This is a genomic window from Pseudomonas sp. H3(2019) (genome assembly GCF_007713465.1).
Taxonomy (GTDB): Bacteria; Pseudomonadota; Gammaproteobacteria; order Pseudomonadales; family Pseudomonadaceae; genus Aquipseudomonas.
The window spans coordinates 179,235-191,704 of sequence record NZ_VMSG01000005.1 but is presented as its reverse complement, the minus strand read 5'-3'; the positions used below and the strand labels follow the sequence as shown (position 1 = coordinate 191,704).

Below are 12,470 nucleotides of genomic sequence, written 5' to 3'. Positions count from 1 at the left end.
GACGGATTGCTTCAAAAAAATGTCATACGAGCTGTCTAAAATCCGTTATAAAGCTGCAATCTATTTATAGGCAGAGGGTCGTCAGGGTTTGAGGAGTGAAGCTTTCAGTTGAAAAACTGAAAAGCCTTTCTATACACTTACCCACTGGCCAGCTGCCTGAATTTGTCCATTAGGAGTGAAAACAAGGTATGAGCACCATCGAAGAGCGCGTCAAGAAAATCGTTGCTGAGCAACTGGGCGTTAAAGAAGAAGAAGTTGTGAACACTGCTTCCTTCGTTGAAGACCTGGGTGCCGACTCCCTTGACACCGTTGAGCTGGTGATGGCTCTGGAAGAGGAATTCGAGACCGAAATTCCTGACGAAGAAGCTGAGAAGATCACTACTGTACAAGCTGCCATCGACTACGTTACTAGCCATCAGGCGTAATAGTTTGTAGCCGTTGTTAGCTGTCATGGAAAAACCGCACTGCCATCACGGCGTGCGGTTTTTTCCTTTAGGCCTGATGCAAAGTCGTCATTTGAAAAAAGGAGAGTGCTGTGTCGCGTAGACGCGTCGTAGTCACCGGTATGGGTATGTTGTCGCCACTGGGCACGGATGTGCCGAGCAGCTGGCAGGGCATTCTGGCTGGCCGCAGTGGCATTGGTCTGATCGAACACACCGACCTTTCTGCCTATTCCACCCGTTTTGGCGGCTCGGTAAAGGGCTTCAATGTCGAGGAATACCTGTCGGTCAAGGAAGCTCGCAAACTCGACCTGTTCATTCAATACGGTCTGGCAGCAGGGTTTCAGGCAGTGCGTAACGCTGGCCTGGAAGTCACCGACGCCAATCGTGAACGCATCGGCGTGGCCATGGGCTCGGGTATTGGCGGTCTGACCAATATCGAAGAAACCAGCCGCACGCTGCATGATTCGGGGCCACGGCGGATTTCTCCGTTTTTCGTGCCGGGCTCGATCATCAATATGATTTCCGGTTTCCTGTCCATCCATCTGGGTGCACAGGGGCCCAACTACGCCATTTCGACAGCCTGTACCACCGGTACGCACTGCATCGGTATGGCGGCGCGCAATATTGCCTACGGCGAAGCCGACGTGATGATTGCCGGTGGTGCCGAGATGGCCGCTTGCGGTCTTGGCATGGGTGGCTTTGGTGCTGCTCGTGCGTTGTCGACCCGCAATGACGAGCCGACCCGCGCCAGCCGTCCATGGGACAAGGGCCGTGATGGCTTCGTGTTGTCCGACGGTGCCGGCGCGTTGGTGCTTGAAGAGCTGGAGCACGCCAAGGCGCGTGGTGCGACCATTTACGCCGAGCTGATCGGCTTTGGCATGAGTGGCGATGCGTACCACATGACCTCGCCGCCGGCCGATGGCGCAGGCGCTGCACGTTGCATCGTCAACGCGCTGCGTGACGCCAAGCTGAACGTCGACCAGATCCAGTACATCAACGCCCATGGTACGTCGACTTCGGCCGGCGACCTCGCCGAAGTCTGCGCCATCAAGTCGGTGTTTGGCGATCACGCCTACAAGCTGGCGGTCAGCTCGACCAAGTCCATGACCGGTCACCTGCTGGGTGCAGCGGGCGCGGTTGAAGCGATTTTCAGTGTGCTGGCAATCAACGGCCAGGTGGCACCGCCGACCATCAACCTTGATGAGCCGGATGAAGGTTGCGACCTCGACTTCGTGCCGCACGCCGCGCGCGACGCGAAGATCGATGTGGTGCTGTCCAACTCGTTCGGTTTTGGCGGTACCAATGGCTCGCTGGTGTTCCGCCGGTTCGCCGATTGATGGAAAGCTGGGTCGACGGTCAGCCGGCTGACGCACTGTCGCTAAAAGACCGCGGCCTGGCGTATGGCGATGGTCTGTTCGAGACCATTGCCGTCAAAGGCGGGCAGCCATTGCTGCTGGATCGACATTTGAGTCGTCTGGCCGATGGCTGCTCGCGTTTGGCGATTAACGCGGATCACGCATTGATTCGCAGTGAGTTACTGACGTACGCCACCGCCCTTGGCGAAGGTGTACTCAAGTTGATCCTGACCCGTGGCGACAGCCAGCGTGGTTACGCGGCCGATCCTTCGGTGTCGCCGCGCCGTATTCTGCAAGGCAATCCTCCTGCGGCTTATCCTGCTGTCCATGCGCAGCAAGGTATCAGGCTGTTTCCCTGCACCACCCGACTTTCCGAGCAGCCGCTACTCGCCGGCCTCAAGCACCTCAATCGTCTTGAACAGGTCATTGCCCGTTCCGAATGGCAGGATACCGAGCACGCCGAAGGCTTGATGCTGGATCTTCAGGGGCGGGTGATCGAGGGTGTTTTCAGTAATCTGTTCCTGGTGCGTGATGGCGCGTTGTTGACGGCTGATCTGAGTCGTTGCGGCGTTGCCGGAGTGATGCGCGCCGAACTCTTGTCCCAGGCCAAGAGGTTGGGGATTGTCATGCATGTCACTGACATCAGCCTTGATCAGCTGCAACAGGCTGATGAAGTTTTCGTCTGCAACAGCGTGTACGGCATCTGGCCGGTACGCGCTTATTCTGCACTGAGCTGGCCGGTTGGGCCGCTCACCCGTAAACTGCAAGGCATTGCCCGCGCGCTACTGGATGCTTGATTCGTGAGACGTAAATTCTTGCTGCTGCTGGAAACCGGACTGGTTCTGGCAGGGCTACTGCTGGGCGCTTCGGCCTGGAAGATCAACTCGGCGCTGGAGCAGCCACTCAAGATTACTCAGGAAGAGTTACTGGATGTACCGAGCGGCGCGACACCGTCGGGGACCTTCAATCGCCTCGAAACCGACGGTGTGCTTCAGGACGCCTTTTGGCTGCGCCTGTACTGGCGCTTGAACCTTGCCGCGCAGCCGCTGCACAGCGGCGAATACCGCATGCTGCCGGGCATGAGCGCACAGGGCTTGATCGGTCTTTGGCAGCGCGGTGAAGTGGTTCAGTACAGCCTGACGCTGGTCGAGGGCTGGAACTTCCATCAGGTCCGTGCGGCGCTGGCAAAAAATGACAAACTCCAACAAACCCTTGCCGGGCTGAGCGACAGCGATGTGATGGACAAGCTCGGTCACGCCGGAGTGTTTCCGGAGGGCCGGTTTTTCCCGGACACCTATCGTTTTGTGCGGGGCATGACGGACGCCGAACTGCTGGAAAAAGCATACGAGCGCCTCGACGACGTCCTCGCCAAAGAGTGGAGCAAGCGCTCCCCCGACGCACCCTATACCGAACCCTATCAGGCGCTGATCATGGCCTCCCTGGTCGAGAAGGAAACCGGTGTGGCGCAAGAACGAGGGCAGATTGCCGGGGTGTTCGTGCGGCGCATGCAGATCGGCATGTTGCTGCAAACCGATCCGACGGTGATCTATGGCCTGGGTGATCGCTACAACGGCAAGTTGACCCGCGCCCACCTGAAAGAACCGACGCCCTACAATACCTATATGATCGCTGGGTTGCCGCCAACGCCGATTGCCATGGTGGGTCGTGAGGCGATTCATGCGGCGCTGAATCCGGTGTCCGGTACCAGTTTGTATTTCGTGGCGCGTGGTGATGGCAGTCACGTGTTCTCCGACGACCTGGATGCCCACAACAGTGCTGTGCGCGAGTTCCAGATCAAACGACGCGCCGATTACCGTTCCAGCCCGGCGCCGGCCAACGGAACTGCGGCGCCTGATACGCAACCGACTCCTCCGGCATCGTCCGACACGGCTCCGGAGGCGATACCGCAATTGCCGTCATCGCAACCGGCTCCGGCTCCGGCTGCCGCTCCGGCACCGAGTGCCGATGAGCCGCAAAGCCCGCAATGACTCTGACTAAGGACTGCCTGTGACTGGCTTGTTTATTACTCTGGAAGGCCCGGAAGGCGCGGGCAAGAGTACCAATCGTGAATACCTGGCCGAGCGTCTGCGCGCCAAGGGTATCGAAGTCGTGTTGACTCGCGAGCCTGGCGGCACGCCGCTGGCCGAGCGGATCCGCGACGTGCTGCTGGCTCCGGTCGATGAGGTCATGAACCCGGATACCGAGCTGTTGCTGGTGTTTGCGGCGCGAGCGCAGCATCTGTCCGAGGTCATTCGCCCGGCGCTGGCGCGGGGCGCGGTGGTGTTGTGTGACCGCTTTACCGATTCGACTTACGCCTATCAGGGCGGTGGTCGCGGATTGTCGCTTGAGCGTATCGCGACCCTGGAAACCTTCGTTCAAGGCGATCTGCGCCCGGACCTGACGCTGGTGTTCGACTTGCCGATTGAAATCGGCATGGCGCGTGCCAGCGCTCGCGGTCGGCTGGATCGGTTCGAGCTTGAAGGGCGAGTGTTTTTCGAGGCGGTGCGCAGCGCGTTCCTGAAGCGCGCCGAGGCTGATCCGGCGCGTTACCTGTTGGTGGACGCTTCGCAGCCGTTGGCACAGGTTCAGCAGTCGCTGGATGCTTTGCTGCCGCGTCTGCTGGAGCTGGCCCGTGGCTGAAGCCTATCCGTGGCAAGACAGCCTTTGGCAGCAACTGGCCGGTCGCGCCCAGCACGCCCACGCCTATTTGCTGCATGGCCCGGCCGGGATCGGCAAGCGTGCGCTGGCCGAGCGGCTGATGGCCAGTTTGCTCTGCCAGCGTCCAACCGCAGAAGGCGCCTGCGGCGAGTGCAAATCCTGCCTGCTGCTCAAGGCCGGCAGCCACCCCGACAACTACATCCTGGAACCTGAAGAGGCCGACAAGGCGATCAAGGTCGATCAGGTGCGTGATCTGGTCAGCTTCGTGGTCCAGACCGCGCAGATGGGCGGGCGCAAAGTCGTGTTGATCGAGCCCACCGAGTCGATGAACATCAACGCAGCCAACGCCTTGCTGAAAAGCCTCGAAGAACCCTCGGGCGATACCGTGTTGCTGCTGGTCAGCCACCAGACCAGCCGCCTGCTGCCGACCATCAAGAGTCGTTGCGTGCAACAGGCCTGTCCGTTGCCGAGCGAAGCCATGAGCCTGCAATGGCTGGCCAAGGCCTTGCCCGATTGCACGGAAGAAGAGCGTGTCGAACTGTTGACCCTGGCCGCAGGTTCGCCGCTGGCGGCGGTCAAGCTGCAAGGGCAGGGCGTACGTGAGCAGCGTGCGCTGGTCGTCGAGGGCGTGAAGAAGTTGCTCAAGCAGCAACAGTCGCCGACGCAGTTGGCCGAAGAGTGGAAATCCATTCCGATGTTGCAGCTGTTCGACTGGTTCTGCGACTGGTCGAGCCTGATTCTGCGTTATCAGCTGACTCAGGACGAAGCCGGGCTCGGCCTGGCGGACACGCGCAAAGTGATTCAGTACCTTGCGCAGAAAACCGCCCAGGAAAAAGTCTTGAATATTCAGGACTGGATTCTCGCCCAGCGACAGAAAGTGATGAGCAAGGCCAACCTCAATCCGGCATTGTTGCTGGAGGCACTGCTGGTGCAATGGGTGTCCTTGCCTGCCCCGAAGTGAGCTTCTGCGCCTAGACTCTGATCATCAGCCATGGAGGTCAGCATGAACGAACTCGTCAGTCTGGGCCCGCGCAACGGCATCCTGTCCCTGACCATCAAGGACAAATCCGTGCTTTATGCGGCCTACATGCCGTTCATCAAGAATGGCGGCCTGTTTATCCCGACCAACAAAAGCTACAAGTTGGGCGACGAGGTATTCATGCTGCTGCACTTGATGGATGAACCGGAAAAAATTCCGGTGGCCGGTACAGTGACCTGGATCACCCCCAAAGGTGCTCAGGGGAATCGCGCCGCCGGTGTCGGCGTGCAGTTCAATGAAGGCGACGACACCGCCCGAAGCCGAATCGAAACCTATCTGGTCGGAACCCTGAAGTCCGACCGTCCCACTCATACGATGTAGTTGCCGTCTTTTATGCTCGTAGATTCCCATTGTCACCTTGACCGTCTCGACCTCGCCGCACACGACGGCTCGCTGGATGCTGCGCTTGCCGCTGCTCGTCAGCGCGGGGTCGGGCACTTTCTTTGTATCGGCGTCAGTGTCGACAACGCCAAGGACGTCAAGGCCCTCGCCGAGCGTTACGACGATGTCGATTGTTCGGTGGGCGTGCATCCACTGGATGTTCAGCCGGGCGCCGCGCCGGCGCTGGACTGGCTGCTGCAGGAACTCAATCATCCGCGGGTGGTGGCAATCGGTGAAACCGGTCTGGACTACCACTACGAGCCAGAAGCGGCCGAGTTGCAGCAGGAGTCCTTCCGTTTGCACCTGCAAGCGGCCCGGCAGACCGGCAAGCCGGTGATTGTCCATACCCGTGGCGCCCGCGCCGACACGCTGACGTTACTGCGTGAGGCAGCGTTGCCGCAGGCCGGGGTGTTGCATTGCTTCACCGAAGACTGGGACATGGCCAAGGCCGCACTGGATCTGGGTTTTTATATTTCGTTGTCGGGGATCGTGACTTTCCGCAATGCCGATGCCTTGCGCGATGTGGCCCGGCAAGTACCGGCGGACCGCCTGCTGGTGGAAACCGATTCGCCGTACCTGGCGCCAATTCCTCATCGCGGCAAGCCGAATCTTCCGCAGTACGTGCGGGATGTCGCGGAGTTTCTGGCCATGTTGCGCGGCGAGTCCTATGAGCGCTTTGCCGAGCAGACTACGGAAAACTTCAAGCGGCTGTTTCCGTTGGCGCATGTCAAGTCGATTTGACAGGGGTGGGTCGTTGGCTCAAATCGCAGGCAAAAAAAACCCGGGTTCTGGGGGGTGAATCCGGGTTAAGACCATTAGGAGTAAAACAAAGGTACGCGGTCCTTTGGTACCTTCATCGGCGCAACACTTGGGGGAGATGTCACGCCGACAGTTCAAGTATTGATCACTATTGCGCCGAGTCCAGTTTGCCCCACCTGTTTCTTAAACATATTTGGAATACAGGCACTTCGCTTGAGTTCTCACTGCCTGGCGATCGAGGCGACAATGGCGACAGTCTCGTCGATCACTCGCTTTTCGGTGTAGAAGTGCGGTGAAAAACGAATGCCTGGGCCGCGCGGGATGCAGACCACCTGCTGAGCTTTCAGGGCCTCGTAAACAGTCTGATTATCGATGCCGTCGATACTGAACGAAAGAATCCCCCCGCGCCGGGCTGGATTCAGCGGGCTATGCAGTACGACGCCGGGAATCGCGCTCAGGCCGTCCTGCAGCCATTTCACGCGCTCGGCGATCAGTGCTGCGACGTGCTCCATGCCGACTTCTTCCAATAACGACAGACTGGCTTCCAGCGCCATCGCCCCGAGCATGTTCGGGCTGCCGCATTCAAAGCGGCGTGCACTCTTGGCCGGTTCCCATTCGGTGCGAGTGTAATCGCCCATGTGCTCGAGCATGTGCCAGCCGAATTCGTGCAGTTTCAGTTGTTCACGCAGTTCGCTGCGCACATAGAACACCCCCAGGCCTTCTGGTCCGAGCAGCCATTTGTGGCCGTCGGCCATGGCGAAGTCGCATTGATAGCTCTGGACGTCGAAGGGCAGGGCACCCAGTTGCTGGATGGCGTCGATGCAAAACAGCACGTTCTGTTGTTTGCAGCCGGCACCCAGGCGTTGCAGGTCGAGGCGCAGGCCGCTGGCGAATTGCACCGCGCTCACCGACATCAAGCGAGTCCGCGGTCCGCAGGCTGCCAGCAGGGCGCCTTCCGGGTCATCGCCTGTGAGGCTGGCCTGCACCACTTCCACGCCTTGTGCCGCCAATGCTTCCCAGACGATGCGATTGGAAGGGAATTCTTCATCGCTGATGACGATCTGGTCGCCGCTTTGCCATGGCAGTCCGAAGGCGACAAAAGACAATGCTTCAGAAGTATTTTTGACCAGCGCGATGTCATCCGTCGACGGTGCATTAAGCAGGCGCATCAGCCGTTCACGCAGCCGTTGTTCAAGTGTCATCCAGTCCGAATAGTCCCGCGCGCCCAGTAAAACGTTCTCTTGAGCGAAGCGTGTTACTGCCGTGGCAGCGCGATTTGGCCAGGGTGCAACGGCTGCATGATTCAAATAACGCAGGCCCGGAGCCTGTACAAATTCATCAAGAAACATAGTCATGGTCGGATGATCCGTGCAATTTGGCGCAATTTAGGCATAATACGCGGCTTCGTATTTTGACCCCTACAGACCTTTTCTTATGCATAAAGAACCTCGTAAGGTCCGTGAGTTTCGTCGCCGCGAGCAAGAAATTCTCGACACCGCGCTCAAGCTGTTCCTCGAACAAGGTGAAGACAGTGTCACCGTCGAGATGATCGCTGATGCCGTGGGTATCGGCAAAGGCACTATCTACAAGCACTTCAAGTCCAAGGCGGAGATCTATCTGCGCCTGATGCTCGATTACGAGCGTGACCTGAACGAGCTGCTGCACTCTGCCGATGTCGATAAGGACAAGGAAGCCCTGTCTCGGGCCTACTTCGAATTCCGCATGCGCGATCCACAACGTTACCGGTTGTTCGATCGTCTGGAAGAGAAGGTGGTCAAGGGCAATCAGGTGCCGGAGATGGTCGAGGAGTTGCACAAGATTCGCGCCTCCAACTTCGAACGCCTGACCTTGTTGATCAAGGGCCGCATCAGCGAAGGCAAGCTTGAAGACGTGCCGCCGTACTTCCACTACTGCGCATCCTGGGCGCTGGTGCACGGCGCTGTCGCGCTGTATCACTCGCCGTTCTGGAGCAATGTGCTGGAAGATCAGGAAGGTTTCTTCCAGTTCCTGATGGACATCGGTGTGCGCATGGGCAACAAGCGCAAGCGCGATACCGACACGCCGAGCAGCTGAACCATTCAGATGCCTTATTGCGCCATGTTTTCTCTGTATGGCGCAGTGCCCCAGGAATATACTCAGGCTTAGGTATTGCTAAAACTTGATTTGTGAGTCAAGTTTTAGCGCTTCCGAATCTACTTCCGCCGGAGTGATCCATGATCGTTGATCGACAAGGCAGACAGTTCCGCAATTTGCGGGTCAGTCTGACCTCCGCCTGCAACTACGCCTGTACCTATTGCGTGCCCAATGGCAAGCGACTGGTGGCTGCGCAGGATGAACTGTCGGCCGAGGCCATGGCGCGCGGCGTTGCCTACCTGATCGAAGCTGCGGGCATCGAGCGATTGCGGATCACCGGTGGCGAGCCGCTGGTGAGCCCGAAGCTGGAAACCTTCATGACGGCTGTCGGGCAGATGGGCCTTGCCGACATCAGCCTGACCACCAATGGTCAGTTGCTGGCGAAGAAACTGCCCTTGCTGGTGGACGCCGGCATTCGGCGGATCAACGTTTCCCTCGATACCCTGGACGCCGATGCGTTCCGCAGCATTGCGCGCGGCGGCGATCTGGCGACCGTGCTCAGCGGCATGGACCAGGCTCGCGCAGCAGGCATCAAGATCAAGGTCAACATGGTGCCGTTGCGCGGGCAGAACCTCGATCAAGTGATGCCGCTGCTCGATTATTGCCTGGAGCGCGGTTATGAATTGCGCTTCATCGAGCTGATGCGCATGGGGCATCTTGCCAGCGACTCGAATGCATTCCTGCAGCAGTTTGTCAGCCTCAAGCAGTTGCTGAGCCAGATCGGTGAGCGCTATGAGTACCTGCAGGCCGACGCGCCGGTGGATGCCACGGCGGTGCGTTACGAAATTCCGGGGCGCGGCTATTTCGGCGTGATCGCCAATGAAAGCGTGCCGTTCTGTCGCACATGCTCACGTTTGCGGCTGTCCTCCACTGGCTGGCTGCATGGCTGCCTGTCATCGAGTAACCGTCACTATGTCGGTGACTTGCTGGACAAGCCCCGTCATCAAGCGTTGCCGGCGCTCCAGCGCCTGCTGGTGAAAGCTCTGGGAGACAAGCAGGAAGTGGCGTTCTCTGGTGGCGCAACAATCATGAAGATTATCGGGGGCTAGCCTGGCCTCATCGCGAGCAAGCTTTGCTCGGATTTGTGTGGTCCCACAATTTGGTGATCGACACTAAGTTTGTAGGAGCAAGGCTTGCCCGCGATAGCGATCTCCTAATCCCCTGAAAACCATCTGACACACCACAGTTCATGAGCTGGCGCGGAAGCTGCATCCTGCCGACATTCGCCGGTTTTCCGTCACCGGCCTCTGGAGGATAGGATGCGTAGCCTGGTTTTGCTGCTGGCCTTTTTGGCGCTTGGCGGCTGCATGAATGTCAGCGACATGGGCGAAGGGGTTCGCTACCACATGAGCGACTCTGGTCTGCTCGATCACAGCGACAGCCGTCGCGTGAATAATCTGCGCATTCAGCCGGACTCGTTTATCTACATCGCTCAAGGCGCTTTTGCGCCGCCGGGCAGTGCCTATCCGCGACCGAACGTAGTCGCTGAAGAAGCCTTCAACGGCTTCATCGAATATTTCCCGATGGTTCGCCGTGCTCGCGCTCCCGAAGGTCTCGACACCGCTATGGGGGAGGCGCGCGCGGCTGGCGCGCATTACCTGCTCTACACCCGTTTTGCCCAGGCCGACGACCGTATCGGCAACTCGGATGAATTGCTCGATCAGGGCGCCGTGGATCGCCTGGGGCTCGACAGTGGAGTGATTCAGATCATGCTGATCGAGACCAGCACCCAGTATTTGATCGATACTGCACGAATCAAGAGTCGTGGCGGTTTACTGACGTTCCACGACAACAAGCCAGAAGACTTGATCGCTCAGCCGCTTGCGCAATACGCTCGTAGCCTGCTGGGCATGAGCGATCAGTAACTCACCAGGAGAGCAGCATGAATGGTCCGCAAAAAGCTAATGATCTGTTGGGGCAAATCCCCAAGTCCAAAGGCTTGCCACCGGTCCATTTGTGGAACCCCGAGTTCTGCGGCGATATCGACATGCGCATCGCACGCGACGGTACCTGGTATTACCTGGGCACGCCGATCGGGCGCAAGCCGATGGTCAAGCTGTTTTCCACCATCATTCGCCGCGACGGCGATGATTACTTCCTGATTACTCCGGTCGAGAAGGTCGGAATCAAGGTCGATGACGCGCCTTTCATTGCCGTGACGCTGGAGGTCGAAGACGAGGGTGAGGCCCAGCGGTTGCGCTTCACCACCAATGTTGATGAGCAGGCCGAGGCGGGTGCCGAGCATCCGTTGCGGGTGGTGATCGATCCGCTGACCGAGGAGCCAGCGCCCTACGTGCATGTACGCACCAACCTTGAGGCGCTAATTCATCGCAACGTGTTTTATCAGTTGGTCGAGCTGGCGGTGGCACGCGAGATCGACGGGCAGCGCTGGTTGGGTGTGTGGAGCGGTGGTGAATTCTTCCGCATCGGGCTTGAGCCTTGATCGCCAGCGCCCGGGTTTGATCTATGCCTCTTGCAGCACCTTGTTGGCAGTTACCCACCGCCACAGCAGGCGGCCAACGGAAATCGACCAGTTCAGCAGCGCCACCGCCAGCACCGTGAGCAATAGTGTCGGCAGACCTTGCTCGACGATGATCTTGCCGGCCAGCAAGGGAAAACCAAACACGCCCACGAAGTACCCGAGGCTGAACAGCAACAAGGCTTGCGAGGTGTTGCCGGCCGGCGCTTCATTGGCGGCCAGGCCATTGATCACCGAGTAGGTCAGCCCATAACCGACGCCCAACACAACGGCGGCCATCAGGTAAGTGAAGGCATCGTCGACCACGAAGCGGAACATCAGAATCGACACCACCATCAGTCCCGACAAAATGCAGGATGCCCAATAGGGATCGCGCTTGACCACGAAGCTGGCGATCAGCATTCGGCTGGTAATCGCAGCGCTCATGAAACCGAGAAAGAACAGAGAATAGTCCAGTGAACGGGACGCGGCATAGCTGGTCTGGAAACTCGACAGCCCCCCAAACACGCAGCCGCCAAGGCCGACCATGACGATGGGAAACAGCGCTTTGGATGACATTACTCGCACGGCGGCGGTCCAGGAAATCCGTGAAACTGCCGCGGTGCCCAATTGATTCGGACGCTGTTTGAGCGCGACTCCCAAATGCCAGAACAGCAGCGCGCCGATCAGGCTCGCCAGTGCGGCGAGATAAAATGCGCTGGTCAACGGGTAACCCAGGGCGCTGGCCGCACGCCCGAGCAATGGTCCCGAGCCGATGCCAGTCATCATGCTGCCCGAGAGCAGCGCGAAGTACCTGGCACGTTGTGCGGGCGCGACCAGCATCGCCACGATAATCGGCCCCAAGGTGTAAAACACGCCCCAACCCAGCCCCAGCGTTAGGCCGAAAAACAGCAGGGCATTGCCGAAACCCGGGGTCAGGGCAAAGCCCAGGCTGGCAAGTACCAGCAAGCCGCCGAACACGGCAATCGAACGGGCAGCGCCGAGCAGGTCCGACAAGTGTCCCGACAGGATCACCGCCGCGAACGTGCTGAGCATCGCCGCCGAGATCACGCTGCCGGCATCATGCTCATTACCTCCACGTGAACTGATCAGCAGCGAGAGCAAAAAGGTCGAGCCGTAGGACAGTGAAAGCAGGTAACTGGCGAGGCAGAACAGACCAAACAGTTTTCCTGAAACGGCGGTGTCCGGGGTATTGCGACTGGGCATGGACAAGTCTCTTTACC

14 protein-coding genes are annotated in these 12,470 nt (G+C 59.0%); 12 read left to right on the top strand and 2 right to left on the bottom strand.

What is annotated here, in order from left to right:
• Positions 1-188: 188 nt before the first annotated feature.
• The 8 genes from acpP (at position 189) to FPT12_RS07760 (ending at position 6,617) form a co-directional block, all read left to right on the top strand.
• Positions 189-425, top strand: a complete 237-nt coding sequence (acpP, locus tag FPT12_RS07795) for an acyl carrier protein (protein WP_003175607.1) — start codon at positions 189-191, stop codon at positions 423-425.
• A gap of 110 nt (positions 426-535) precedes the next feature.
• Entirely contained in the window at positions 536-1,780 is a 1,245-nt protein-coding gene (gene fabF / locus FPT12_RS07790) for a beta-ketoacyl-ACP synthase II (protein WP_145015481.1), read from the top strand.
• Positions 1,780-2,595, top strand: a complete 816-nt coding sequence (gene pabC / locus FPT12_RS07785) for an aminodeoxychorismate lyase (protein ID WP_145015479.1) — start codon at positions 1,780-1,782, stop codon at positions 2,593-2,595. The genes fabF and pabC overlap by 1 nt, the downstream gene beginning before the upstream one ends.
• Before the next feature lie 3 nt (positions 2,596-2,598).
• A complete protein-coding gene (gene mltG / locus FPT12_RS07780; RefSeq protein WP_145015477.1) occupies positions 2,599-3,786 on the top strand; it encodes an endolytic transglycosylase MltG in 1,188 nt (395 codons plus the stop codon).
• A 19-nt stretch (positions 3,787-3,805) separates the two neighbouring features.
• Positions 3,806-4,438, top strand: a complete 633-nt coding sequence (tmk, locus tag FPT12_RS07775) for a dTMP kinase (RefSeq protein WP_145015475.1) — start codon at positions 3,806-3,808, stop codon at positions 4,436-4,438.
• Entirely contained in the window at positions 4,431-5,417 is a 987-nt protein-coding gene (locus tag FPT12_RS07770) for a DNA polymerase III subunit delta' (protein WP_145015473.1), read from the top strand. Before tmk ends, FPT12_RS07770 begins: the two co-directional genes overlap by 8 nt.
• Before the next feature lie 42 nt (positions 5,418-5,459).
• On the top strand, positions 5,460-5,816 hold the full coding sequence (locus tag FPT12_RS07765) for a PilZ domain-containing protein (RefSeq protein ID WP_145015472.1): 357 nt from the start codon (positions 5,460-5,462) through the stop codon (positions 5,814-5,816).
• A 12-nt stretch (positions 5,817-5,828) separates the two neighbouring features.
• Positions 5,829-6,617, top strand: coding sequence for a TatD family hydrolase (locus tag FPT12_RS07760; RefSeq protein WP_145015470.1), 789 nt, complete (start codon positions 5,829-5,831; stop codon positions 6,615-6,617).
• A 239-nt stretch (positions 6,618-6,856) separates the two neighbouring features.
• Here the strand turns inward: FPT12_RS07760 and FPT12_RS07755 are convergent, their stop codons facing one another.
• A complete protein-coding gene (locus FPT12_RS07755; protein WP_145015468.1) occupies positions 6,857-7,990 on the bottom strand; it encodes an aminotransferase class V-fold PLP-dependent enzyme in 1,134 nt (377 codons plus the stop codon).
• 79 nt (positions 7,991-8,069) lie between these two features.
• Here FPT12_RS07755 and FPT12_RS07750 point away from each other — a divergent pair, with 79 nt between their 5' ends.
• The 4 genes from FPT12_RS07750 to FPT12_RS07735 all read left to right on the top strand — a co-directional run bounded on the left by FPT12_RS07750 (position 8,070) and on the right by FPT12_RS07735 (position 11,211).
• A complete protein-coding gene (locus tag FPT12_RS07750; RefSeq protein WP_019689364.1) occupies positions 8,070-8,708 on the top strand; it encodes a TetR/AcrR family transcriptional regulator in 639 nt (212 codons plus the stop codon).
• A gap of 140 nt (positions 8,709-8,848) precedes the next feature.
• Entirely contained in the window at positions 8,849-9,817 is a 969-nt protein-coding gene (locus FPT12_RS07745) for a GTP 3',8-cyclase MoaA (RefSeq protein WP_145015466.1), read from the top strand.
• A 210-nt stretch (positions 9,818-10,027) separates the two neighbouring features.
• Complete coding sequence (locus tag FPT12_RS07740) at positions 10,028-10,633, top strand: DUF4823 domain-containing protein (RefSeq protein ID WP_145015464.1); 606 nt, start codon at positions 10,028-10,030, stop codon at positions 10,631-10,633.
• Between the two features lie 17 nt (positions 10,634-10,650).
• Positions 10,651-11,211 carry a DUF1285 domain-containing protein gene (locus tag FPT12_RS07735; protein WP_145015462.1) on the top strand — a complete coding sequence of 187 codons (561 nt, stop codon included), beginning with the start codon at positions 10,651-10,653 and terminating at the stop codon, positions 11,209-11,211.
• Between the two features lie 21 nt (positions 11,212-11,232).
• Here FPT12_RS07735 and FPT12_RS07730 read toward each other — a convergent pair whose 3' ends face one another.
• Positions 11,233-12,453, bottom strand: a complete 1,221-nt coding sequence (locus FPT12_RS07730) for an MFS transporter (RefSeq protein WP_145015460.1) — start codon at positions 12,451-12,453, stop codon at positions 11,233-11,235.
• Between the last annotated feature and the right edge of the window lie 17 nt (positions 12,454-12,470).